This window comes from Nocardia sp. CA-119907, assembly GCF_050955995.1.
Taxonomy (GTDB): Bacteria; Actinomycetota; Actinomycetes; order Mycobacteriales; family Mycobacteriaceae; genus Nocardia.
Genome location: NZ_CP192091.1, coordinates 3,454,299 through 3,478,629 on the forward strand (window position 1 = coordinate 3,454,299; position 24,331 = coordinate 3,478,629).

The 24,331-nt window shown below is 67.0% G+C and carries 22 protein-coding genes; 15 read left to right on the forward strand and 7 right to left on the reverse strand.

Annotation, left to right across the window (positions count from 1 at the left end):
* Window positions 1-13: 13 nt before the first annotated feature.
* The 3 genes from ACQP2D_RS15315 to ACQP2D_RS15325 all read left to right on the forward strand — a co-directional run bounded on the left by ACQP2D_RS15315 (window position 14) and on the right by ACQP2D_RS15325 (window position 2,987).
* Window positions 14-1,063 carry an esterase/lipase family protein gene (locus tag ACQP2D_RS15315; protein WP_433684356.1) on the forward strand — a complete coding sequence of 350 codons (1,050 nt, stop codon included), beginning with the start codon at window positions 14-16 and terminating at the stop codon, window positions 1,061-1,063.
* 151 nt (window positions 1,064-1,214) lie between these two features.
* A complete protein-coding gene (locus ACQP2D_RS15320; protein WP_433684357.1) occupies window positions 1,215-1,865 on the forward strand; it encodes a TetR/AcrR family transcriptional regulator C-terminal domain-containing protein in 651 nt (216 codons plus the stop codon).
* Window positions 1,866-1,997: 132 nt separating this feature from the next.
* Complete coding sequence (locus ACQP2D_RS15325; RefSeq protein WP_433684358.1) at window positions 1,998-2,987, forward strand: NAD(P)-dependent alcohol dehydrogenase; 990 nt, start codon at window positions 1,998-2,000, stop codon at window positions 2,985-2,987.
* Window positions 2,988-2,997: 10 nt separating this feature from the next.
* On the opposite strand, the gene ACQP2D_RS15330 is transcribed toward ACQP2D_RS15325, so the two are convergent.
* Together ACQP2D_RS15330 and ACQP2D_RS15335 are read right to left on the reverse strand one after the other, a co-directional pair.
* Window positions 2,998-4,950, reverse strand: a complete 1,953-nt coding sequence (locus ACQP2D_RS15330; protein ID WP_433684359.1) for a hypothetical protein — start codon at window positions 4,948-4,950, stop codon at window positions 2,998-3,000.
* A gap of 31 nt (window positions 4,951-4,981) precedes the next feature.
* Entirely contained in the window at window positions 4,982-6,427 is a 1,446-nt protein-coding gene (locus tag ACQP2D_RS15335; RefSeq protein WP_433684360.1) for an ATP-binding protein, read from the reverse strand.
* Window positions 6,428-6,725: 298 nt separating this feature from the next.
* Here ACQP2D_RS15335 and ACQP2D_RS15340 point away from each other — a divergent pair, with 298 nt between their 5' ends.
* On the forward strand, window positions 6,726-8,540 hold the full coding sequence (locus ACQP2D_RS15340; protein ID WP_433684361.1) for an ATP-binding cassette domain-containing protein: 1,815 nt from the start codon (window positions 6,726-6,728) through the stop codon (window positions 8,538-8,540).
* 50 nt (window positions 8,541-8,590) lie between these two features.
* On the opposite strand, the gene ACQP2D_RS15345 is transcribed toward ACQP2D_RS15340, so the two are convergent.
* Window positions 8,591-10,183, reverse strand: a complete 1,593-nt coding sequence (locus ACQP2D_RS15345; protein ID WP_433684362.1) for an HD domain-containing phosphohydrolase — start codon at window positions 10,181-10,183, stop codon at window positions 8,591-8,593.
* A 413-nt stretch (window positions 10,184-10,596) separates the two neighbouring features.
* Between ACQP2D_RS15345 and def the strand changes: the two genes are divergently transcribed.
* The 4 genes from def to ACQP2D_RS15365 all read left to right on the forward strand — a co-directional run bounded on the left by def (window position 10,597) and on the right by ACQP2D_RS15365 (window position 14,719).
* Entirely contained in the window at window positions 10,597-11,160 is a 564-nt protein-coding gene (gene def / locus ACQP2D_RS15350) for a peptide deformylase (RefSeq protein WP_433684363.1), read from the forward strand.
* Window positions 11,160-12,083 (forward strand): methionyl-tRNA formyltransferase, encoded by a 924-nt coding sequence (gene fmt, locus ACQP2D_RS15355; RefSeq protein ID WP_433684364.1) that lies wholly within the window; start codon window positions 11,160-11,162, stop codon window positions 12,081-12,083. The genes def and fmt overlap by 1 nt, the downstream gene beginning before the upstream one ends.
* An 878-nt stretch (window positions 12,084-12,961) precedes the next feature.
* Window positions 12,962-14,281 (forward strand): RsmB/NOP family class I SAM-dependent RNA methyltransferase, encoded by a 1,320-nt coding sequence (locus tag ACQP2D_RS15360; RefSeq protein ID WP_433685663.1) that lies wholly within the window; start codon window positions 12,962-12,964, stop codon window positions 14,279-14,281.
* A gap of 96 nt (window positions 14,282-14,377) precedes the next feature.
* Entirely contained in the window at window positions 14,378-14,719 is a 342-nt protein-coding gene (locus tag ACQP2D_RS15365) for an MmcQ/YjbR family DNA-binding protein (protein WP_433684365.1), read from the forward strand.
* Between the two features lie 48 nt (window positions 14,720-14,767).
* On the opposite strand, the gene ACQP2D_RS15370 is transcribed toward ACQP2D_RS15365, so the two are convergent.
* Both ACQP2D_RS15370 and ACQP2D_RS15375 read right to left on the reverse strand, forming a co-directional pair.
* Window positions 14,768-15,625: an RNA polymerase sigma factor SigF gene (locus tag ACQP2D_RS15370; protein ID WP_433684366.1), complete on the reverse strand. Its 858-nt coding sequence runs from the start codon at window positions 15,623-15,625 to the stop codon at window positions 14,768-14,770.
* The gene (locus ACQP2D_RS15375; protein ID WP_433684367.1) at window positions 15,625-16,047 is read right to left on the reverse strand and encodes an ATP-binding protein; all 423 of its coding nucleotides are present in this window, start codon (window positions 16,045-16,047) and stop codon (window positions 15,625-15,627) included. Before ACQP2D_RS15375 ends, ACQP2D_RS15370 begins: the two co-directional genes overlap by 1 nt.
* 95 nt (window positions 16,048-16,142) lie before the next feature.
* Between ACQP2D_RS15375 and rpe the strand changes: the two genes are divergently transcribed.
* Window positions 16,143-16,799 carry a ribulose-phosphate 3-epimerase gene (gene rpe / locus ACQP2D_RS15380; protein WP_433685664.1) on the forward strand — a complete coding sequence of 219 codons (657 nt, stop codon included), beginning with the start codon at window positions 16,143-16,145 and terminating at the stop codon, window positions 16,797-16,799.
* Between the two features lie 22 nt (window positions 16,800-16,821).
* On the opposite strand, the gene ACQP2D_RS15385 is transcribed toward rpe, so the two are convergent.
* Window positions 16,822-17,292, reverse strand: coding sequence for a hypothetical protein (locus tag ACQP2D_RS15385; RefSeq protein WP_433684368.1), 471 nt, complete (start codon window positions 17,290-17,292; stop codon window positions 16,822-16,824).
* A gap of 578 nt (window positions 17,293-17,870) precedes the next feature.
* Between ACQP2D_RS15385 and ACQP2D_RS15390 the strand changes: the two genes are divergently transcribed.
* The 4 genes from ACQP2D_RS15390 (at window position 17,871) to ACQP2D_RS15405 (ending at window position 20,930) form a co-directional block, all read left to right on the forward strand.
* Window positions 17,871-18,494, forward strand: coding sequence for a riboflavin synthase (locus ACQP2D_RS15390; protein ID WP_433684369.1), 624 nt, complete (start codon window positions 17,871-17,873; stop codon window positions 18,492-18,494).
* 149 nt (window positions 18,495-18,643) lie between these two features.
* Entirely contained in the window at window positions 18,644-19,888 is a 1,245-nt protein-coding gene (locus ACQP2D_RS15395) for a bifunctional 3,4-dihydroxy-2-butanone-4-phosphate synthase/GTP cyclohydrolase II (protein ID WP_433684370.1), read from the forward strand.
* A 52-nt stretch (window positions 19,889-19,940) separates the two neighbouring features.
* Window positions 19,941-20,414 carry a 6,7-dimethyl-8-ribityllumazine synthase gene (gene ribH / locus ACQP2D_RS15400; protein ID WP_354960190.1) on the forward strand — a complete coding sequence of 158 codons (474 nt, stop codon included), beginning with the start codon at window positions 19,941-19,943 and terminating at the stop codon, window positions 20,412-20,414.
* Window positions 20,415-20,417: 3 nt separating this feature from the next.
* Window positions 20,418-20,930 (forward strand): PH domain-containing protein, encoded by a 513-nt coding sequence (locus tag ACQP2D_RS15405; RefSeq protein ID WP_433684371.1) that lies wholly within the window; start codon window positions 20,418-20,420, stop codon window positions 20,928-20,930.
* Window positions 20,931-20,976: 46 nt separating this feature from the next.
* Here ACQP2D_RS15405 and ACQP2D_RS15410 read toward each other — a convergent pair whose 3' ends face one another.
* Window positions 20,977-22,929, reverse strand: a complete 1,953-nt coding sequence (locus tag ACQP2D_RS15410; protein WP_433684372.1) for a gamma-glutamyltransferase family protein — start codon at window positions 22,927-22,929, stop codon at window positions 20,977-20,979.
* Between the two features lie 145 nt (window positions 22,930-23,074).
* Here ACQP2D_RS15410 and ACQP2D_RS15415 point away from each other — a divergent pair, with 145 nt between their 5' ends.
* Entirely contained in the window at window positions 23,075-23,776 is a 702-nt protein-coding gene (locus ACQP2D_RS15415) for an HAD family hydrolase (protein WP_433684373.1), read from the forward strand.
* A 118-nt stretch (window positions 23,777-23,894) separates the two neighbouring features.
* Window positions 23,895-24,329: a hypothetical protein gene (locus ACQP2D_RS15420; RefSeq protein WP_433684374.1), complete on the forward strand. Its 435-nt coding sequence runs from the start codon at window positions 23,895-23,897 to the stop codon at window positions 24,327-24,329.
* The last annotated feature ends 2 nt before the right edge of the window (window positions 24,330-24,331 follow it).

Here is a 24,331-nt window from a genome sequence, read left to right on the forward strand (position 1 = left end):
ACATCATTGTGATATGGAACAGCCGATTGGTTCGTGGGGTTGGGGTAGTTCACAGTTCCGGCGTGTGGTCTCTGCCGGTATCCTCGCCGGAGCAGTGGTTTTCGGCTCCGGCACGGCGCCGATCGCCGGCGCCGAACCGGTCGATGCCGCGCCGGTGACTGCGCAGATCGTGGGATACCGTCCGCCGGATATCCCCACCCAACCCGGTCCGGCCCAGCCGGACCATCTGGCTGCCGCGACCTATCAGAAGACGCACAAGAACGCGGTCCCGTTCGGTGTCAACAACTTCGACTGTAAGCCGACCGCGGAACATCCTCGCCCGGTCATCCTGGCGCACGGCACCGATTCCACGGCCTACTCCGACTGGTCGGCCATCGGGCCACAGATTTCGGCGCTCGGCTTCTGCGTCTTCGCCCTCAACTACGGCGGTGCGCCCGGTAAGGACAGCTACGGCACCGAGGACATCGTGGTGAGCGCCTACCAGGTCGGTGCGTTCGTCGACCAGGTGCTGGCCGCCACCGGTGCCACGCAGGTCGATATCGTCGGATTTTCCCAGGGCGCCAATGTGACTCGCTACTACGTGAACAAGCTCGGCGGAGCGCCGAAGACCGGTCAGTGGGTCGGTCTGGCGTCCCCGAGCTACGGCGGCGTGATGTACGGGCTGGTGCCGGTGGTGGAGGCGATTCCGGGTGCGCTGCAGGCCTTCTCGATGGTCACCTCGCTCGCGGCGGTGCAGCAGGCGCAGGGGTCGCCGGTAATGGTCGACCTCAATGCGGACGGTGACACCGTGCCCGGCCCGCATTACGTGACCATCGGCAGCCGGGTCGACGAGATGATCCAGCCGTTCAGCAATATCGCGCTGCACGGTCCGAGCGTCGAGAACATCGCACTGCAGGATAGGTGCGCGGTCGACCAGACCGGTCACTTCCACATGGTCTACGACCCGTTCGTCCAGGAACTGCTGCTGCAGACGCTGGATCCCGTGCACGCGCCCGCGCCGACATGCCGCGCGGTGCCGCTCGGCACCGGCATTCCCGAGGTCATCATCGCCGGACATTCCTGATCGCCGAGGGTCGCGACCGGGCGGGGTTTGGACACTCCGCCCGGTTCCGCTGCCCATGGCAGGCTGGACTTACGCTGTATGCGCAGGAGTCCGGAGGAAGGGGTTTGTGTAGGTGGCCGCCGAAGTCGAGCCTCGAATCCCATTGAGCCGGATGCGAGTACTTTCCACGGCGATCGGCCTGGCCGATGAGGGTGGTATCGAATCGCTGACGATGCGCCGGTTGGCGGACTTGCTCGGCGTCGAGGCGATGTCGCTCTATCACCACGTCGCCAACAAAGAAGATGTGCTGGATGGCGTCGTCGATGTCATCGTGGCGGAGATCAACGAGGTTGTCGCCCGCATCGATGTACCCGCTGCGGGGGCCGCGTGGCAGCAGGCCGTGCGGCAACGGATTCTCGCGGCCCGCGAGGTGCTGCTCCGGCACAGGTGGGCACCCGGTGTAATCCAGTCGCGGACCAATACGAGCCAGGCGGTCCTGCGCTACTACGACGGCCTGCTGGGGCTGATGCGCGAAGGCGGCTTCTCTTACGACCAGACCCATCACGCATTGCATGTGTTGGGCAGTCGGGCACTGGGTTTCACCCAGGAGCTGTTCGATCCCGGCGACGGACCGGTCGATGCCGAAGCGATGGCCGCGCTCGATGCAATGTCCGAGGCGCTCCCGAATCTGGTCGGGATGCTGCGGGAGGTCGCCCACGACGATCCGGACTCGACCTTGGGTTGGTGTGATGACCAGTTCGAATTCGAGTTCGCGCTCGATCTGATCCTCGACGGTCTCGACCGTCTGCGTGAGACTGCCTGATCCGTAGCGACTTCGATCGCAGTGAAGGTAACTCGTTGCGGCCATTGACTGCCTTACGTTGTAAGGGTACCTTACGACGTAAGGCTCATGAGCGCGGCAGGCGGCTCGGTGCCGAGATCTGAGGAGAACACGATGAAGGCCTATGTCCTTCGCTCATTCGGTCCGCCGGAGCGGCTGACTCTCATGGACATCGACCAGCCGGTACCGGCCGACGACGAGGTTCTGATCCGGGTGCGTGCCACCTCGGTTCAGCCCTATGACTGGCATTTCATGCGCGGTGAGCCGTATATCGCGCGGCTGATGGGTGGCGGTGTCGGGTTGCGCAAGCCGTCCATCGCCATCCTGGGCGCCGATGTGGCGGGGGTGGTCGAAGCTGTCGGCAAGGCGGTGACGGGATTCCGGCCCGGCGATGAGGTGTTCGCGATGATCAGAGGGGGTGGCTTCGCCGAGTTCGTGTGTGTCCGGGAAAGCGAACTGGCCCCGAAACCGAGGAACCTGTCGTTCGAGCAGGCGGCCGCGGTACCGCTGGCGGCCAATACCGCGCTGGTGGCGCTGCGTGATGAGGGACGGATCCAACCCGGGCAGCGGGTGCTGGTCAATGGCGCGTCGGGTGGTGTCGGCACGTTCGCGGTACAGCTCGCGCGCGCGTTCGGCGCGGTGGTCACCGGTGTCTGTGGCACGAGGAATGTGGACCTGGTCCGCGGACTCGGCGCGGATGCGGTAATCGACTACACCGCAGCGGATTTCACCCGGAACGGGCAGCGCTATGAGCTGTTGGTGGATATCGCGGGAAGTCGCCCGGTGTCGGCCTGCCGCCGCGTGTTGACACCCAAGGGCACCTACGTCGCCGTCGGCGGGCCAGCGGGTCGGTGGCTACAACCCGCTGGCCGGATGTTCGCGGCGTTGGCGGCGGCGCCGTTCGTCTCGCAGCGAATCGCGATGGCGGAGGTGACCCGATGCGTTCGGAACAACGACAACCTCATGGCGCTTACCGAGTTCATCGAGGACGGGAAGGTCACTCCGATCATCGACCGGACCTATCCCTTCGCCGACATCCCGGCGGCCGTGCGGTACCAGGAGGAAGGCCATGCCACGGGAAAGGTGGTCGTGGTGACCGACTAGCGCGTCGAAGTCAGCCGCGCCTGCCGCGCAGATAGTCACTGACCACGGCGGCGCCGAGACCGTCGAGATCCGGTGCCACCACGCGACCGCCGCTGCGGCGGGCCACCAGGTCGACGAATGCGGCCAGGCTGGGGTCGTCGCCGAGCATGAATACGGTGACCGACGCGCCCAGCTTGGCCAGGGCGTCGACCTGGGCCATCGTCACGGCGAGGGTGCGCCGCTCCGGCGGCCAGTTGAAGTACGCCGTACCGTCCGGTTCCAGGTGCGCTGTTGGCTCGCCATCGGTCACCACGAGCACCACGGGTACGGCATCCGGATGCCTGCGCAGGTGCCGTCCGGCGAGCAGGAGCGCATGGTGCAGGTTGGTGCCCTGCTCCCAAACACCTTCCAGCGCAGTCAGTTCGCCGATATCGACGGTCGTGGCGTGTCGGCCGAAGGTGATCAGGCTCAGCGCGTCGGAGCGGAAACGGGTGCTGATCAACTGATGTACCGCGAGGGCGGTGCGCTTCATCGGCAACCACCTGCCCTCCTGCACCATCGACCACGATGTGTCGACGCAGAGCGCCACGGCGGCCCGCGACCGCTGCTCGGTTTCCATGATCTCGACATCGGACACGTCCAGTGCGACGCTGCGACGGCCCACCGACATCGACCGCAGCACCGCATTGCGCACGGTCTTCGGCACGTCCCACGGTTCGGTATCGCCGAACTGCCATGCCCGGGTGGCGCCCGTCGGCTCGCCGGCCGCACCGGCCAACCGGGTATCCCGCTCGCCGCGCCGCGACCGCAACTGCCCTATGACGGCCCGCAGCGCGGTCTCGCCGAGCCGGCGTAAAGCCTTGGGCGTCAATCGAAGCGAGCCGTCCTGCGCCCGTTCGAATACGCCCTGCCTGCGCAGCTCGCGTTCCAATTCGGCCAGCCGAGCGGCGTCCACGCCCGCGTCGTCGCCGAGTTGGCGGGCCAGGGCGTCCAGATCGATATCCTCGAGGCTGGCTCCCGGATAGGACTGGCTGAGCTGCTCGGCGAGCGCGTCCAGTTCGGCGAGATCCTGCAGGGCTTGCGCGCCCGCACCGAGGCCCAACGGGTCGTTGCCGCGGAACCGCTGGGCGGAGTCCCAGTCCTCGCCCGGCCGCAGCGCCCGCAGGGCGGCGTCGAGGGCGGCGACCTGCTGGGCAATGCGCGGATCGCCGAATGCCTGTCCGATCAGCTCGGCCAGTTCGGCCTGCTGCTCGGCGGACATCGAGTTCACCATGCGTTGTGCGGCGGCGGACCTGGCGGCGAGCGCGTCGATCAGTTCGTCGGTATCGCGCGGATTCTCCGGGAAGAATTCGCCGTGTTCGGCCATGAATTCGGCGAACTGCTGTTCGGTGTTCTCGCCTCGCGCATGCGCCGCGAGCAGGTCGTTCAGGTCGGACAGCATTCGTCCGACGCGTTCGACATCCTCGGGGGTGGTGTTCTGCAAGGCCTGTTTCATGCCCTGGAACCGGGATTCGAGCAGTTCCTGACCGAGCAGGTCGCGGATCTTCTGGTAGTTGTCCCTGCCGGTTTCGGAGCGCCACCGGTACTCGGCCAGCTCGTTGACGGCGGCCGCGGTGCTCGGCGGCAATGCGTCCAGCTGTGCTTCGGCGAATCTGGCGTCGTCGGAGGGATCCGGAAACAGTTCGCGGCGCTCGGCTTCCAGGGCCTGCTCCAGCAGTTCACGGACCTGTTGCAGGGTGCCGTCGAGCCGGTGTCGGCGAGCGATCTCCGCGCGGCGCTGCCACACCCGCCGGGTGAGCTCATCGAGCCCGCGCATTTCGCGCATACCGCGCCGCAGCAGTTCCTCCAGTGCGGTGCGGGGCGAGCTGCCCTCCATCACATCGCGCCCGATCTGGTCCAGCGCCTCCCGCAGATCGAGCGGAGGCGCCAGTGGATCGGGACCGTCGTGATAGGGACCGTAGGCATAGCGGTCGGGAATCGTCATGACGGCATACCCGGACGAGATACTTCGGCGGTCATGAGCCGTACACCGCTATGCCATCGTCGGAGTCCTTGGCTACCTGCCGGGCCAAATAGAGCGCTTCCAGGGCGAATTCGACTGCCGATGCGATCCGGGTCGGCGGTTCGGTGGCACCGACGCCGAGCCGATGCGCCACCTCGTGCAGGACGGGCAGTTCCGGCAGCGCCGACAGAACATCCTGGCCCGGCACGCGCTCGCCGGTGGTGACCAGATGACCGTCGCCGACCGCCTCCGCCAACGGCCGCAGGTTCAGTCCACCGAGCAGTGCACTCGCCGTCTCGGCGAATGAGCGCCGCAACAGGTGGGTCAGATGCTCTTGCTCACGGCCTTCCTCACCGGACTCGAACTCCAGCTTGCCCCGCAGGACCGAGGGCACGGATTCGAGGTCGACGGGCCGCGCGACGGCGGGGCGCTCGCCGGTGAGTGCCGAGCGGCGCAGTGCCGCGGCGGCCACCGTTTCGGCGGCGGCGACCGCGAATCGGGCGGACACACCGGAGCGCTGGTCGATCGCGGACGATTCACGCAGGTGCCGGACGAATCGGGCGAGCACCTCGATCAGCGGATCGCCCACCTCGGCCACCAGTTCGGCCTCCTGCCGTACCAGCGCCACCTCGGCCGTGACGCTGAGCGGGTAATGGGTGCGGATCTCCGCGCCGAACCGGTCCTTCAGCGGTGTGATGATCCGGCCGCGGTTGGTGTAGTCCTCGGGGTTGGCCGTGGCGACGAGAAGTACGTCGAGCGGCAGGCGCAGGGTGTAGCCGCGGACCTGGATATCGCGTTCCTCCATCACATTCAGCAGCGCGACCTGGATGCGTTCGGCGAGATCGGGCAGTTCGTTGATCGCGACGATGCCGCGGTGGGCGCGCGGCACGAGTCCGAAATGGATGGTCTCGGGGTCACCGAGGCTGCGGCCCTCGGCGACTTTGACCGGGTCGACGTCACCGATCAAGTCACCGACCGAGGTATCCGGCGTGGCCAGCTTCTCCGCATAACGCTGCGAGCGATGCCGCCAGGTGACCGGCAGGTCGTCGCCCAACTCCTCGGCCAGTCGGCGGCCCGCCGGGCTGATCGGTTCGAGCGGGTGCTCGCCCAATTCGGTGCCGGCCATAACAGGTGTCCACTCGTCGAGGAGGCCGACCATGGTGCGCAGCAGCCGGGTCTTGCCCTGGCCGCGCTCACCGAGCAGTACGACGTCATGACCGGCCAGCAGCGCGCGTTCCAACTGTGGCAGAACGGTCCGATCGAAGCCGACGATGCCCGGCCAGGGATCGTCGCCGGAACCCAAGCGGGACAGCAGGTTCTCGCGCATCTCGGTCTTCACGCTGCGCGGCAGATGGCCGCCAGCGCGCAGTTCCCCCACGGTCGTCGGCAGGTGCTCTGGAACAATCACCCCTTCGACGCTACGTCGGTTCGGCGATGCGGTCGACGGAGAGCAGGGCATGGAAACACGCCAGAAATAACCTTGACACCTCGGCGCCCGTCAGCATCTGGATGAAACTCGACAAACACGTCGGTACCTTCCACATCCATTCGTTTTCCCGAAGAACTCCCGGATCCGGTCCTGGTACATCCTCACCGCCGGAGCACGAGTCTCCTCGACGGACTTCCGTGGTGCACCCACCAGCTCGCCCACCCTGCGCGACATGGTCGCCTCGCGCATGCCTGCCGCCCGGGCCACCGCGTGGCCCCGCTGCCGGTCCGGCGATCGCTTGGTGGGCGCGATTTGAGGCAAACGCCTCATGCGACCACGGAGGCGGCGGACCGATGATCAGGGCATCACGAAGCGAGTTCAGGAATCACGGAGGTTACCGGTCATGACCGAATTGACATTCGAACCACCGACCGTCGAGCGGTTCGGTACGCGCACTTCAGATCACGCACCCGGAGTGCCGGACGGCGGGCGAGTCGAGGCAGTCAACGTAAGCCGGCATGTCGGGGCGCGGCGGATTCTCCAGGAGCTGTCGTTGTCGGTCGAACCAGGCGAGTTGGTCGCCATAGCCGGCGGCAGTGGAGCAGGAAAGAGCACATTGCTGGAGATCCTCGCGGGACTGCGACCACCGTCTGCCGGGGAGGTTCGGCATGACGGCGTCGTTCGCGGGGCCCGAGTCAGCGCCGATTCCCGTATCGGCTACGTGCCCCAAGAGGACATCATCCACCTCGAAATGCCCCTGCGCCGCACGCTGCGCTACGCGGCGCGGCTGCGGCTGCCCGCAGGCACATCGGCGGCCGAGGCGGACCGGGTAGTCGAAGAGACCATGCATGACCTCGACCTGGCTGATCGGGCCGAGGTGCCGGTCCGTGCGCTGTCCGGCGGCCAGCGCAAGCGGGCCAGTATCGCCGTGGAGCTACTGACTCGGCCACACCTTTTCTTCCTCGACGAACCCACCTCCGGGCTCGATCCGTCGACCGCGGCCGACGTGATGCGCCTGCTGCGCCGACTCAGCCAGCGCGGGGTCACAGTCGTCCTCACGACGCATGAGCCGAACGGCATCGACCGGTGTGACCGGGTGGTATTCCTGGCGCGCGACGGCCATTTGGCCTTCACCGGCAGCCCGACCGAGGCTCGGCGCTACTTCGGCGTCGAGGATCTCGCCGAGGTGTACGACCGGTTGGCTCGTGAGCACACCCCGCAGATCTGGGCGGAGCGATTCGCGGACCGCGGTGGGCAGTCGAAAACCCGGCCCGGCTCGGCCCCACTGCCCATCCCCGCCACCCGTTCAGACGTCAAGCGCACAGACATGGTCCGGCAATGGTGGCTACTTACCCGACGCAATGTCGATGTTCTCCTTCGCAACCGGCTGACCCTTGCGGTCCTGCTCGGCTCACCGGTGCTGGTCACTGCGATGATGGCGACGCTGTTCAAGCGAGACGCGTTCGATCCGCGTAACGGAGCCGACCTCGGCCCGGTCCAGATCGTGTTCTGGATCGCATTCGCAGGCTTCTTCTTCGGCCTTACCTACGGCCTGCTCCAGATCGTCGGGGAGATGGCCGTCTTCCGGCGGGAGCGCCTGGCCGGGCTCAGCGTGGGCGCCTACGTGGCATCCAAGGTGACAGCGCTGCTTCCGGTGCTGGCTGGAGTGAGCGCGGTACTCCTCGGTGTGCTGCGGGCGCTCGGTCGGCTCCCCGCCGTTGGATGGGACGTGTCCGCCTTCCTGTTCGTGACGATTGTGATCGAGGCGACCTCGGCACTGGCCCTCGGATTGCTCGCCTCGGCCGCGGTCTCCAATGCCGCGCAGGCCGCCCTCGCCCTGCCGATGCTCTGCTTCCCTCAGGTGCTGTTCGGTGGCGCCATAGTCCCCGTTGACGAGATGGCCTTTCCGGGACGCCTGATGAGTCTCGGCCTATCCAACCGCCACGCATTCGAAGCGCTGGGTCGCGACCTGGATCTAGAGCGGTACACCACCACGCTGCCGGCCATGTCCGCCTACGGCGACACCTTCCACGGAGGCACCGGCGCCAGTCTCATCGCGCTCGCCTCGTTCGCCGTTGGCCTCATGCTGGCCACGGTCTGGGTCTTGGACCGGCGGTCCCGGCCCAGCGCATCACGGCGATGAAGGCCCGGCGCAGTCGGTCTCGCTGTCGGCTCGGCCAACCCGCGGATGCCTCAATTTCCGACGGCCGCATGGACCGGGAACCCCGCCAGACCCCGGTCGATCGCGGCGAGACTGGCCTGCGTGCGGTTGTTGACGCCGAGCTTGGCGTAGACACGTTCGATGTGGTTGCGTGCCGTTTTCTCGGCGATGAACAGTTCGGCGGCGATTTCTCTGTTCGATCGGCCCTGCGCGACGAGTCGCAGGATCTCGACCTCGCGGTCGGTCAGCCCGGCCGGCCAAGGCGTCCGCCGCGAGATCCGCGGACCGGCCACGGCGAGCACGGCCGCAGCCGACTCGGCGTCGAAGCGTCCGGCGCGCGCCTCTTTTCGTAACTGATCGGCAGCGCCGCGAGGATCGAGCGGCGGCCGGTAGGGACGCGGCTCGAGCAGTCGCTGATAAGCCTCCGCCGTGGCAAGCAGCCGGTCCTGCGCGGTCAACTCCGCGCCGGCGATCCCTCGGGGAAAGCCGGACCCGTCGATCCGTTCCCGGTGCTTCATCGCGATGGGCACCACCGACTCCAAGCCGTTGACTCGACTCAGTATCCGGCCGGTCAGATCCGGATACATCCGTACCCGTTCCCATTCGGCCGTCGTGAGCGGCCCCTTCTTCTCCAAGATCCGGTTGGACACTCCCATTTTGCCAAGGCTGTGCACTAGGCCGGCACGGTAGAGATGCGTGATGTCCGACGACGGCATGCCCAGGTGTCGGGCTGCCCCGGCCACCAGATTCGCGACGCCACGCGAATGCCCCAGAGTGAACGGAGATTTGAGATCGGCGAAATCTGCCATGGCCTCGAGTAACTCGTCGCTCTCCTCGGCTGTCAGGGTTCGGTCACGATCCGGTGCATGGGCCAACGCTGTGGTCCAGACGTCGATGTCGAGCAACCCGTCTACGATCGCCGCCGCGTCGCGATCGAACACCGCCGCCACGGCTGGGCTGAACTGACTGCCGCGCCGAGAACGGAGAACCTCCTTCGCGTGCTCGAGCCCACCCGTCCGCAGGTGCACCTCGACCACGTCTGCGACGTGCGCGATGTGGATCTCGACCGGGATATCGTCTCCGCGAGAACCGTTGGGCAACCCCCGGCCGTCCCAGCGTTCGAAGGCATAGGCCAGCGCCTTTCCGACCTGCTCGTCCAAGCCCATCCGATCGGAGAGAACCCCGGCAGAACTGCAATGCGACTGGATCAGTGTGGCGACCTGGCTGCGAGCCGTGACCAGAAAGGCAGTGGCACGGATGCCGCGCTCCCAGCCCGGCAATCCGCGTCCGACATGACTCATCATCAGCCGCAGAAACGGCAGGCCGGTCGTGTCCACCGTGTAGGTGTCGGCCCGGAAGGCGATGTCGTCGCCGAACAGCGCGGAGAGTTCGTGGGAGTCGGCGTGACAACCGATCCACCCGACCAGATTGGCGTAGTACACGGTCGCGCGCTGTTGCAGGTCGAGCCTCATTCGCTCGGCGATCCGTGTCGCGATCAAGGACGACCGAAGCATGTGCTCCATCGGCTGACCCAGACCGAGGTCGATCGCCAGCGATATCGCGGCGAGCAGTTCGGCTCTGCTCAGACCCTTTCCCGAGCCGGGCACCGTCCCGTGCGGGTGCATCTTCCCATTGTCCCCCCGAACAACGGCCATCCCTGCGCGAAAGACGAGACCACCCTTCTCTGAGGGGTCTGAGCTCCCGGTTCGTCTCGACGATGACAAGGGACTCGTACCTCGATCGTCGGCCTGGTACGGACACGAGTCCGTCTATGACGCAACGAGATACCTCGGAAGAGGGGCCATGACGCTGATCGGGGTGTTGCTGTCGTGAATCGGCAGGTGAGCTGCAGAGACGGGGTGACGAGAGGTCGTCGACCAGGTCTTTTCCCGGGCGGCCGGGCGGGGGGATCGACACCCCGCCCGGACCGCACTGGAGTTTCTACCAGCTTTTCCGCCTGCGGTCGGGGAGATCCGTGTGAACGGCGTCGCTCTCTAGAATGAATCGACCGTGTTCCTCGTTTTCGGGAGTCGCCACCGTGACCATTCAGCCCGTTCGCCTGTTCGGCGATCCCATTCTGCGTTCGCGTGCGGCGGAGGTCACCGAATTCGATCGTGAGCTGCGGCAGTTGGTCACCGATCTGACCGACACCATGCACGATGACGGCGGAGTCGGGATGGCGGCGCCGCAGATCGGCGTCGGCTTACGGGTTTTCGTCTACGACACCGAGGACGCCATGGGGCATCTGATCAATCCGACCTACGAGGTGATCGGCGCGGAGGAGCAGGTCGGGCCCGAGGGCTGCCTGTCGATTCCCGGTGTGCGTTACGACACCCGGCGCGCGCTGCGGGTGCGGGCCGCGGGTGTCGATGTGGACGGTAAACCGGTCGAATTCGCGGCCGAGGGGCTGCTTGCCCGCTGCGTTCAACACGAAACCGATCATTTGGACGGTGCGCTGTTCATCGATCGGCTCGATCCCGCACAGCGCAAGGAGGCGATGCGCACCATTCGCGAATCCGATTGGTTCAGTGCGGGTATCACTGTGCGCAGTTCGCGTGCGTTGGGGTCGAGCCAGGCCGGACCGTTCGGACGGGGTCGCTGATGCGCATCGTCTTCGCGGGCACACCAGAACCTGCGGTGCCATCGCTGCAACGCTTCATCGATTCGGCGCGGCACGAGGTGGTCGCCGTGCTGACCCGGCCCGACGCGGTCGCCGGACGTGGGCGCAAGGTGCAGCGCTCGCCGGTCGGGCGGCTCGCCGATGAGCACGGCATTCCGGTTCTGACGCCACGGCGTCCCGCCGAACCCGAATTCATCGAGCAGTTCACCGCATTGGCGCCCGACTGCTGTCCGGTGGTCGCCTACGGTGCGCTGCTGCCGCAGCCGGTGCTCGACATCCCCCGGTTCGGCTGGATCAACCTGCACTTCTCGCTGCTGCCGGCCTGGCGCGGCGCCGCGCCGGTACAGGCGGCGATCGACGCGGGTGACGAGATCACCGGCGCGTCCACCTTCCAGATCGAGGCGGGCCTGGACACCGGGCCGGTGTTCGGGGTGGTCACCGAGAAGATCGCGGTGACCGATACCGCGGGCGCATTGCTCGACCGGCTCGCCGACACCGGGGCAGTGCTGCTGGAGAAGACGCTCGACGGCGTGGAAGACGGGACACTGCACGCGGTCGAGCAGTCCCACGACGGCGTTTCCTACGCGCCCAAGGTGCCGGTCGAGGCCGGGCACATCCGCTGGGACCAGCCCGCGCTGGCGATCAACCGCCGCATCCGCGCGGTCACCCCGGCACCCGGTGCCTGGACCGAGGTCAACGGCACCCGCCTCAAACTCGGTCCCGTCGCGATGGTCGAGGAAGTATTGCCGGAACGGGCCATCGAGGTCCGCAAGTCCGGGGTGTTCGTCGGCACCGCCACCACCGCGGTTCGCCTCGATCAGGTACAGCCGCAAGGTAAGCGCATGATGGCCGCCCTCGACTGGGCCCGCGGCGCCCGCCTGCAGCCCGGCGCGGTGGTCGAGTGACGACGCCCGAGCGCCGCCGCCACGGTCGCAGCGCGGCCGCCGATTCGCGCAGTCGCAAATCCGGTGGGAAATCCGTCGACTCGGGCTGGCTCGCCCGCGCGACATCAGCGAAAAGTGGTGCACAGCAGAAGAATTCGCACTCCGAATCCGACCAGTTCCGCGGCAATGCGCCGCGGACCCGAGCAGAGCGGCCGAACATGACCGAACAACGTAAGTCCTCGGGGGGCAGCTCTTCACAGCGCAAGGGGTCGGCGCAGGGCAAGGGGGCGGTCCGCGGCGGGTGGCAGGGCGATGCCGCGCGCGCCGATCGTGGCGGTAGTCGCGCGAATGCCGGGCAAGGGAATCCGGCCGGGCGCGGCGGCGATGCGGCGATGCGGTTCTCGGACCGGGACGACACTCCACGGACGCGGCATTCCGAGGGCGACCGACGCGAAAACCGCTCGGGGACCGGACGTTCCGAGGAGGCATCGGGCTGGCGGGATCGCGGTGCGAAGGACACCGGGGCCGCGAGCGGGGCGCGGAGTGAGAGTCGTTCAGCCGCACCGTCGGGCTGGCACAAAGGCCGCGAGGACAAGGGGGCGGCCGGGGGCGGCGGAAGTTCGGCAAGCCGGAGCGTCCGTTCGCAGGGGAAGGGCGGTGCGACGTCCGGCGAACAGCGGCGGGGAAACCGCCCTGATGCGGCGAATTCCGATACGGCGGGACGGCATGAGAGTCGTTCGGGCAAGCGTGCCGCCGGCGATGACCGCCGGTCGAATCGTGCGGGGAGTCCCACTTCGGGCGGGCGCGGCGGGGCCGCTGCGGGTGGCTCGGCTCGGCGGGACTCGTCGAAAGACCATGGACGGCACAAGGATTCCGCTGTTGTCGCGGATCCGGTGCGGCTGGTCGCCCGGGATGTGCTGCGGGCGGTCCGGGAGCGGGAGGCGTACGCGAATCTGGTACTGCCGGGGCTGCTTCGGGAGCGGCGGATCTCGGGGCGGGATGCGGCATTGGCGACCGAATTGGCCTACGGTGCCTGCCGCTCGCTCGGATTGCTCGATGCCGTGATCGCGGCGGGGGCGGGGCGGTCGGTCGAGGAGATCGATGGGCCGCTGCTGGATGTGCTGCGACTGGGCGTGTACCAGTTGCTGCGCACGCGGATCGGGGCGCATGCGGCGGTGGACACCTCGGTGGCATTGGCGCGCACGGAATTCGGGGCAGGTAAGGCGGGTTTCGTGAATGCCGTGCTGCGGCGGGCGGGGGAGAAGTCCGTCGACGCGTGGGTGGACGAACTCGCGCCGCCAGATCCGGTGGGGCGGTTGGCTTTCGAGTTCGCCCATCCGGTATGGATCGCGCAGGCGTTCGCGGACGCGCTCGGCGCCCGGGCCGGGGAACTGCGGGACGTGCTCGCAGCCGATGACGCGCGTCCCATTGTGCATCTGGTCGCCCGGCCCGGCGATATCACCGCCGAGGAATTGGCCCTGGTGACCGGTGGCGAAGAGGGCAAATGGTCGCCGTACGCGGTCTACCTCGATGGCGGCGGTGATCCCGGCAAGCTGGAACCCGTCCGCGAAGGCATGGCGGCCGTGCAGGACGAGGGCAGTCAGCTGGTCGCGCTCGCCCTGACCCGCGCGGAACTGGACGGTCCGGACAATGGTCGCTGGCTCGACCTCTGCGCCGGACCCGGTGGTAAAGCGGCCCTGCTCGGGGCCATCGCCGCGATCGATGGACATCGGGTCGACGCGGTGGAGCCGGCCGAACATCGCGCCGAACTCGTCCGCAAGGCGGTCCACGACTTACCCGTCGACGTGCACGTCGCCGACGGCCGCGCCAGCGGACTCACGCCCGGCTACGACCGCATCCTGGTCGACGCCCCCTGCACCGGTCTCGGCGCGCTGCGTCGCCGCCCGGAAGCCCGCTGGCGACGCACCCCCGCGGATGTCGCCGAACTGGTCGTGCTGCAGCGCGAACTCCTCGCCGCCGCATGGGATCTGCTGCGCCCCGGCGGCGTAGTCCTCTACTCGACCTGCTCGCCCCACCTCCCGGAGACCGTCGCGGTCGTCGCCGATGCCGCCCGTCGCACCGGCGCCATCCAACTCGACACCCGCGACCTGCTCCCCGGCGTCACCGATATCGGCGACGGCCCGAGCGCGCAATTGTGGCCGCACCGCCACGGCACCGACGCCATGTTCCTGGCGGCATTGCGCAAACCGGTCGAATAGCACCGTTTCCGGCACCGCTGAAGGCGGGGCGGTGCCGCCGCGTCCGAAGCGACATTTGTCCAAGACTTCGGCGGGGCGACGCCGCAGACTGACCCCATGGCGATGACGTGGCAGCAGGTGGTGGCCCTGGCGACCGAACTTCCCGAGGTGGCGGAATCGACATGGTGGCGCAGCCCCGCATTGAAGGTGGGTGGCAAGGGGTTCGCGCGGCTGCGCTCGGAGTCCGAGGGCGGGCTTGCGCTGGTGTGCGAGATGGCGGAGAAGGAGGCGCTGCTCGCCTCGGGCGATCCCACCTTCTACACCACCCCGCACTACGACGGATATCCCTACATCCTCATTGATCTCGACCGGATCGAGCCCGATCAACTGCGCGAGATGCTCGACGCCGCATGGTGGCTGTCGGCACCGGCGAAACTACGAAAACAGCGGGCACGCTAGTTCGCTGGTCACCCGTTCCGACGGTGCCGAAGCCGCGACTCCAGCGTTTCAGTCGCGGGCCGACTGCTCGCGCAGGCGGGCAAGGGTTTTCGCCAGAATGCGCGAGACGTGCATCTGCGAGATGCCCATGCGCTGGGCGATCTGGGTCTGGGTCATCGATTCGAAGAAGCGCATGGTGAGGATGCGGCGTTCGCGCTCCGGAAGTCCGTCGAGCAGCGGACGGATCGCGACATATTCCTCCACCCGGTCGAATTGGGATTCTTCCTCGCCGAGGGTGTCGAGCAGTGATGCCTCGGTATCGCGGCCGAGTGAGGCGGCGTCGATCGAACTCGGCTGATAGGCATTGCCCGCGATGACGGCCTGGGTCACCTCGTCGGGATCCACATCGAGTTCGGCGGCGATCTCCTTCGCGGTCGGGGAGCGGCCCAGGGTTTGCGAAAGCGAGTCGATGGCGGCGCCGATACGTAGATGCGTCTCCTTCACCCGTCTCGGCACCCGCATGGCCCAGGTGTTGTCGCGGAAGTAGCGACGCACCTCGCCCATGATGGTCGGCACCGCGAAGGATAGGAAGTTCGAGCCGCGGGAAATATCGAACCGGTCGACCGCGTGCACCAACCCGACCCGCGCCACCTGGGTGAGGTCATCGAACGGCTCACCGCGACCGCTGAATTTGCGGGCGATGTGATCGGCGAGCGGAATGCAGCGGCTGATCAGCTCGGCGCGCAGCGCGCCGTGCCGTGCCGTGCCCGGTTTGGCGGCGGCGAGCTGCTCGAACAGCGCACCGACATCGTCGTAGCCCGCGCCCGATGCCTGCAGGGTTTCGACTTCCTCTGCGGCTTCTTCGGTCAGCACGGGTTCGACATCATCGTCCTGCTCGGCATCGGACACGGTGTTCTCGTCCGCCACTACGCTTTCCCCCGGACCCGACGGAACTCCACCGTCGTCGGATATCCGGAAACGGCCACGTCGTACGGATCCTGTGTTGCCTGTACGTCATCGGTGAGGGTACGCAGCACATGCCAGCCGAAGCTGCGCTGATCCGGTAGTCCCTCGGTGGCGGCGACCCCGTTGACCCGAACCAGCAGTTCGGTGTCACCGACGGTGAACCTGCAGTGCAGGCTCGTCTCCGCCGCCGCGACCGCGATCAGCGTCGAGCACACCTCGTCGACGGCCAGCCGGATGTCGGCCACCTCGTCCAGGGTGAAATCGCTGAGCAGCACCAGCGTTTCGGCGAGCCCACGCACGATCGGCAGCTGCGTCACCGACGCCGCCACCCGAATCTCCACCGGGGTGCTGTAGAGCCCCTGTTCCGCCGAAATGTTGATCACCCTATGCAGGCTACCCACTCTCGGCCGGAGCAACCCTAGGTACCGGTAAGCTCCGCGATGTGTCCACTTCGACGTTTAAGCGCCCGACCACGCCGATGATCGCCCCATCTATCCTGTCCGCCGACTTCGCGCACCTCGCCGACGAGGCGAAAGCCGTGCACGGCGCCGACTGGTTGCACGTCGATGTGATGGACGCACACTTCGTGCCGAATCTCACCCTCGGACTTCCGGTGGTCGAAAGTCTGTTGAAGGCCACCGATATTCCGATCGACTGCCACCTGATGATCGAAGATCCGGGCCGCTGGGCGCCGCCGTATGCGGAGGCGGGTGCGCATAATGTCACTTTCCACGCCGAGGCGACTGACGATCCGATTGCGGTGGCGCGCGATATTCGCGCGGCCGGTGCCAAGGCGGGACTTTCGGTCAAGCCGAATACGCCGATCGAGCCGTATCTGGAAATCCTGCGCGATTTCGACACGCTGCTGGTAATGAGCGTGGAACCCGGCTTCGGCGGACAATCGTTCATTCCGCACGTGCTGGAGAAGGCGCGGATCGTGCGTCGGTTGGTGGACGCCGGTGAACTGCGTTTGATCGTGGAGATCGATGGCGGTATCAATGCCGATACGATCGAGGCGGCCGCGGAGGCCGGTATCGATTGCTTCGTCGCGGGATCGGCGGTCTACAACACCGACGACCCGGCGGCGACCGTCGAGAAGCTGCGGCAGCGGGCCGCGGCACTGCGCGCGGTCTGAAAACCCCGGCGGGCCGAATCTCCTAGCGGGCGGGCGCTTTCCGGCTGCCGAGCGCTCGCGTCGCCTCGATCACCGCGCTGAGCGGTGGCAGGGTCGTCGCGTCCTCCGGCGGCTGGATCCAGGTGCGATAGCCGGTGCGCTCATCATCCGGTGAGGGAAGCACAACCTGGCTGCCGGTGCAGGCGACGGTCGCGTAGAGCCGGAACAACTCCGCGGAGACGGCCGCACTGAGGGTTTCGGGCCGGGCCGGGCCGGTAATGAAGGTCCAGCGTCGCGCCCTCGGGTGGTGCACCACCGGTGCGGCGATCTGCGCCTGTGCCAGCTGCCGTTGCACCCGTTCACCGAGATCGGCGGGCATCGTGATGGCACCGTAATGGGTGCCGATATGAAGTAAGATGCGCCGCGACGTCGGGTCGATCGATGCGGGCATATGAAATTCTCGCCGGTACTGCACACAGCGAACTTCCAGCGTCGAATCGACAAGCGTGGTCACGCAGCACCCCCATTGGTATCGAACTTGTTTTGACCCACGGTGCTGTTTCCTGGCTTCCTCGAGTGGTGGATTTCCTGGTCGAACTCGCCGGACCACATGGCGGGCCCGGGGCGAACCGTTCCGCACTGAACTGCTCGGGTCGAAGTTGAACGAAAGGAATCAGCTGCGTAACAATATTGCGACCGTTTTCTCGCCCGCGCAAGGTTTCGGTGTAACTGTGTCGCCAGTGGGTACAACGTCTGGTTCGACACTATGCGCGACGGATGAAATCGCGCTGCGTAGTTCCAGAAATAGGAATGAACAATTATCGTCGGCGGGTAAACGAAAATATTCCCGCACGGCCGTATATTATTTCGCTTCGAAAAATAACTGATGCTGGTTCGATGCGTCTCGGGGTGCCCTGCGGTCTGCTTCCGGCCCGAGTTGCCGAGCCGCGGTTTCGACCGGCCGCTGGACGGAACCGCGCTGTCTTCTACGACCCAGCGTCGTTACCCTGGGCAGGGACCGGTACGACGGGAATAGTCGCCGGACCCCGGCTGTTCGGCAACCGTAGAAACGACGCGACAGGGAGTCAAGGCATGTTCACAGGCATCGTCGAGGAACTCGGCGAGATCGTCGCCACCGCCGAGCTGGCCGACGCCGCTCGTTTGACGATCCGGGGCAAGCTGGTGACCTCCGATGCCGGCCACGGTGATTCGATCGCCGTCAACGGCGTCTGCCTGACCGTGGTCGACGTGGTCGACGGCGATTCGTTCACCGTCGACGTCATGCAGGAGACGTTGAACCGCTCCAGCATCGGCGGACTCGGTGCGGGTTCGCGGGTCAATCTCGAACGCGCGGCCGCGTTGAACAGCAGGCTCGGCGGCCACCTGGTGCAGGGCCATGTCGACGGCACCGGCACCGTGCTGGCACGCACGCCCTCGGAGAACTGGGAGGTCGTGCGGATCTCGCTGCCGGACGCGATCGCCCGATATGTAGTGGAGAAGGGCTCGATCACCGTCGACGGCATCTCGCTGACCGTGTCGGGTCTCGGCATCGCCGATGCGCCCGCCGCCGACGGCAATCGCGACTGGTTCGAGGTCTCCCTGATCCCGACCACCCTGTCCATGACGAACCTCGGCACCGCCGCCGTCGGTACCAAGGTGAACCTGGAAGTCGACGTCATCGCCAAGTACGTAGAGCGCCTGCAGCAGCGCGCCTGACGTCGGGTAGACGCTGTGCTGGACTTGCCGCTCCGCCTTGGCGGCTACCGCGGAGCGAGTCTTACGCGCGAACACGCCGCGCCGCAGGCGCGGCAGGTCGAGCACAGTAGTGTAGTGAGGCACCTATTTCGAGATGGAGCACAGCAGACGTGACCAGGTTCGACAGCATCGAGCGCGCAGTCGCCGATATCGCCGCCGGTAAGGCGGTTGTCGTCGTCGACGACGAGGACCGCGAGAACGAGGGCGACCTCATCTTCGCGGCGGAAAAGGCGACCCCCGAACTGGTCGCCTTCATGATTCGCTACACCTCCGGTTATATCTGCGTGCCGCTCACGGGTGATGACTGCGATCGTCTCGGCCTGCCGCCGATGTACGCGCAGAACCAGGACAAGCACGGTACCGCCTACACCGTCTCGGTCGATGCCAGGGAGGGCGTCACCACCGGTATTTCCGGTGCCGACCGCGCTACCACCATGCGACTGCTCGCCGACCCGAATGCCAAGGCCGACGATCTGACCCGTCCCGGTCACGTTGTGCCATTGCGCGCCAAGGACGGTGGCGTGCTGCGCCGTCCCGGCCATACCGAGGCCGCGGTCGATCTGGCTCGGATGGCCGGACTGCAGCCCGCGGGTGTCATCTGCGAGATCGTCAGCCAGAAGGATGAGGGCCATATGGCCCGCACCGAGGAGCTGCGCGTCTTCGCCGACGAGCACAACCTGGCCCTGATCTCCATCGCCGAGATGATCGCCTGGCGGCGCAAGCACGAGAAGCAGGTCATCCGGGTCGCCGAGGCCAGGATCCCCACGGCGCACGGCGAATTCAAGGCCGTCGGCTATCAGAGCATCTACGACGATGTCGAACATGTCGCCCTGGTACGCGGTGATATCGAAGACGGCGACGATGTGCTGGTCCGGGTGCACTCGGAATGCCTCACCGGCGATGTCTTCGGCTCGCTGCGCTGCGACTGCGGTCCGCAGCTGGACGCCGCGCTGGAGATGGTGGCCCAGGAGGATCGCGGCGTGGTGCTCTACATGCGTGGGCACGAGGGTCGCGGCATCGGGCTGATGCACAAGTTGCAGGCCTATCAGCTGCAGGATTCCGGCCACGACACCGTCGACGCGAATCTGGAACTCGGCCTGCCCGCCGACGCTCGCGACTACGGCACCGGCGCGCAGATTCTGGTGGATCTGGGCATCCGGTCCATGCGCCTGCTCACCAATAATCCGGCCAAGCGGGTCGGACTCGACGGCTACGGGCTCAAGATCACCGAGCGGGTGCCGATGCCGTTGCGCGCCAATGCCGAGAACCTGCGGTACCTGCGCACCAAGCGGGACCGGATGGGCCACGACCTGATCGGGCTGGACGAGCTCGACCTGGGCGAGACGGCGCAGTGATCACCTATTCCGAGTATTCGCACCCCGACACAGCCTGGAAAGGCGGTATTCGATGAGCGGCACCGGCGTACCCAGCTTCGAGCTGTCGGATGCCAAGGACCTCAAGCTCGGCATCGTCGCCTCGCGCTGGCACACCCAGATCTGCGACACCCTGGTCGCGAACGCGGAGAAGGTGGCCAAGGACGCGGGCGTCGAGCACATCACCGTGGTGCGGTGCGCGGGCGCGATGGAATTGCCGGTGGTGGCCCAGGAATTGGCTCGCTCACATGATGCGGTGGTCGCGCTCGGCGTGGTGATCCGCGGTGGCACACCGCATTTCGAATACGTCTGTGACGCGGTGACCGCCGGTCTGACCCGGGTGTCGCTGGATGCGGGCACGCCGGTCGCGAATGGTGTGCTCACCACCAATAACGAGCAGGAAGCGCTGGACCGGGCCGGATTGCCCGGTTCCGCCGAGAACAAGGGCGAACAGGCCGCCGCGGCAGCGCTCGACGCCGCGTTGACGCTGCGCGCGCTGCGGCCGTAGACCATGCCGGTCGTGCGCATTTGGCGTAGGCGCCCCGGCGACGGGGCGGGTTCGGCTGCCGCATCGGGGCAAGGCGATTGGGAACTCGAGGTGCGGCCCCATCGCGCGGTACGGACCGCGTGGATCGTGGCAGTGCTGCTCGTGGCCGGTTTCACGGCAGGTGGCATCTGGCTGCGCCACGGTTCGACGGGCGTGAACTTCCGGTTCGCGGACCAGCTCGCAATGATCGGCATCGGCGTACTCGGCGCCGCGGCGGTACTGCTGTTGACCCGGCCGCGAGTGCGCGTCGGCAAACGCGGAGTCTCGGTGCGCAATATCCTGGGCGACACCGAATTCCCCTGGGAGTACATCCGCGGCGTCTCGTTCCCGGACCGAAAGTCCTGGGCCCGTCTCGAACTCGTCGACGACGACTACGTCCCACTGATGGCGATCCGCTCCAACGATAAGGAACGCGCGGCGCAAGCCCTCGACAAACTGCGGGAACTGGGCGCGAAATACACTGCCGCACAGGAGTGAGCGCTGCTCTATCCGATGGTGCGGTACCGGATAGCGCAGCCGCACGTCAGCGGGTGTCGCCGAGGACCGCGCCTTCGCGCCTCGGATCGGCGCCGCCGATCCAGCCGTCGGACCCGTCGCGCTGCAGTGCGCTGAGGCCGCTGGATTGGGGGGCGACCGAGACCTGATGGCCCAGTTCGCGCAGGCGTAGCACCAGCGGATCGTGATCGCCGTTATCCGTGGCGTTGATGGCGGGATGTTCGCCGCCGACGCCGGTCGCCGGACTGTTGCCAGCGCCGAAGGCGACTCCGGAGACGGCCTGCTGCGGGTCCAGGCCCCAATCCAGCACGCCGATCAGGGCTTTCACGACGAACTGGATGATCACCGAGCCGCCGGGGGATCCGACGACCTGGGTCAGATCGCCACGGGAGCCGTCGGCATTGTGGTCGAAGACCAGGGTCGGGCTCATCGAGCTGCGCGGCCGCTTACCCGGCTGCACACGGTTGGCGACGGGCGCGCCATCGGTGCCGAGCGGGTCGGCGGAGAAGTCGGTGAGCTGGTTGTTCAGCACGAATCCATCGACGAGATGGAATGATCCGAAGGCCGATTCGACCGTGGTGGTCATCGAGGCGGCATTGCCGTACTTGTCGACGATCGAAATATGGCTGGTGCCGTGCTCGGGCGGCTGTGGGCCGACACCGAGCGGAACCGGGCCGAAATCGCCGGGTTGGGCGGTGCCCATGCTGTGGTTGGGGTCGATGCGTCCGGCACGCTGCTTCAGGTAGTCCTTATTGAGCAGGGTCTGCGGCGAATTGCCCGGCAGCGGAATGAAATCCGTATCAGCGACGTACTTGTTGCGGTCGGCGTAGGCCAGCCGCTCGGCCTCGGAGATGAGGTGCACCGCATCGGCCTTCGGCTTGCCGCCGTTGCGGTCGATATTGTCCGGGCGCAGTGCGTCGAGGTCGTAGTTCTCCAGGATGCCGAGGGTGGCGGCGACGGTAATGCCGCCCGAGGACGGACTCGGCATACCGCAGATCTCGTGCGTGCGATAGCTGGTGCACAGGGCGGTCCGCTTCTTGGCCTGATATCCGGCGAGGTCGTCGACGGTCATCAGGCTGGGAGTGCGCCCGCCCGCGGCGGAGTCGGCCGCGTCGACGATGTCATGGGCGATCGCGCCGGTGTAGAAGGCGTTCGCACCGTCGCTGGCGATGGCATTGAGGGTCTTGGACATCGCCGGATTGGCCAGGACTGTGTCGGCCCGCTTGGGTGTGCTGTCCGGATTGAGGAAGTACGCCTTCGCGGCCTCGTCAACGGCCAGATCCTTGGCCGATTCGGCGATCTGGCCCGCCAGGCGCGGACTGATCGGGAAGCCCTGATCGGCGAGGCCGATGGCCGGGGTGAACAGGTCTCGCCATGTGGTCTTGCCGTGGTCGTGATGCGCCATTTCCAGCATGCGCAGGACGCCGGGCACGCCGATCGACCGCCCGCTCGCCCGCGCATTCGGCTTGGGCTCGGTGCGATCGGTATCGCTGACCCAGCGCAGGTAGTTCTCGGTCGCGGCGGCGGGTGCGACCTCGCGGCCGTCGTAAGCCTCCACGCTCTTGCTCGCCGCATCGTAATAGAGCAGGAACGCGCCGCCGCCGAGGCCGGAGGCCTGCGGTTCCACCAACCCGAGCACGGTCTGCGCCGAGATGAGCGCATCCGCGGCCGTACCGCCATTGCCCAGCACCTCGCAGGCGGCCTTGGTGGCCAGCGGATTGGCCGTCGAGACCGCATAGGTCTTGGTGCGCACCGCCGTCATCCCGGACCGGTAGCCGGTCGCGATCTCGGGATTGGTGCTCAGATCCTTGGTCGCGCCGGGCGCCGCACCCGCCGAGGTCGCGACCACCGGGGTGCCGTTCGGCGTTGCCGTACACGCCGCATTCGCCGGTTTGTCCTCGGACGAACATCCGCTGACAACGCCGACGATGAGCGTGAGCGCCGCCGCGGCGCTGACCCAGGTTCCTCGCGTGCGACTCATGGACGGCACTGTATCGCCGATCGCCGACCCTCGCGGGAATTCCGGCGCTGTCGGCTCCCAGCCGTGGTAAGTCCGCTGCGCAGGTGTCGAAAATGCCTCGCGGACAAGCATTCTCCGCAGCTTGTCGCTCGAGCGAAGTCCCGCGATGAGCACGCTCGGTACGCTGGATCGAGTGGCGATCGAGGCGGTGCTGTTCGACTTCTCCGGCACACTGTTCCGGCTGGAGCCCGACGAGACCTGGGACGGCATGGTCGGACTCGATGGCGAGCCACTAGACCAAGTCACGATCCTGGAACGGATGACCAGGCCGGTCGGTGCTTGCGCACGGTTCGACGCCGCGGGCCGGATCGCGTGGGAGCGGCGGGATCTGGATCCGGCGATGCATCGCACGGCCTACTTCGAGGTGCTGCGGCAAGCCGGGATACCGACGCCGACGCTGATCGAGCGCTTCTACGATTGGGTGCTCGACCCGGTGTCCTGGACACCGTATCCAGACACCGGTGCCGTTCTCGAAACCCTGGCGGCACAAGATATCCCGATCGCCGTGGTGAGCAATATCGCCTTCGATATCCGCCCGGCGTTCGCCGCCAACGGCTGGGATCGGCTCATCGCGGCGCATACGCTGTCGTTCGAGGTCGGCGCGGTGAAGCCGGATCCGCGAATCTTCCTGGCCGCGTTGGATCAGCTCGGCGTGCGCCCTGAGTCGGCGCTGATGGTCGGCGACAGCGCGGAGGCCGATGGTGGTGCCGTGGCCGCGGGCTGCGCTTTCGCGCTGGTCGATCCCGTGCCGACGGCGGATCGTGCCGAAGGGCTGCTCGACGTCTTGCGGCGGTACGAACTGACCTAGCAGTTGCTCTGTGACCTACGACACACTCTCCGGGTCCTGAATGTCGATGCGCCCACGCTGAATTAGCTTGCTGTGAGGCCGAACACACCGCGGGTGTGCGGGCTCGACGGGAGTGGCCATGGATGCTGAGGCGTATTTCGAATCATCGGCCGTGCGAACCACGCGACCGATGGGCCTGCCCGAAGCGGTTCGGGAGGCCAGAGAGGCGGCGTCGGGACTCGCGGGCTTCGGCCTCGCCTATCCGATCGTCATGGGCCTGATCGCCACGGATGCGGCGGCCGGATCCGCGGCACTGCAATTCGGTTGCAGCTGGCTGCTCGCCATCACCGTGTGTTGTTTCGGTCGTGGGCCGCTGGTGCGTCGGGTCGCGATCGGGCTGGCGGTTCTGCAGGCCGTCGCGGTGCTGCGGGTGCATGTAGAGGCCGTCCCGGAGTTGGCGGGGCTGGTCGTCGTTGTCTTCACGCTGGGCGCGTCGGTGGCGATCGTCCATCAGCTGTGGCAGCCGGAAGCCAAGGCCTGGTTCGATATTCGGGTCACCGCCGCCGAGTGCTGAAG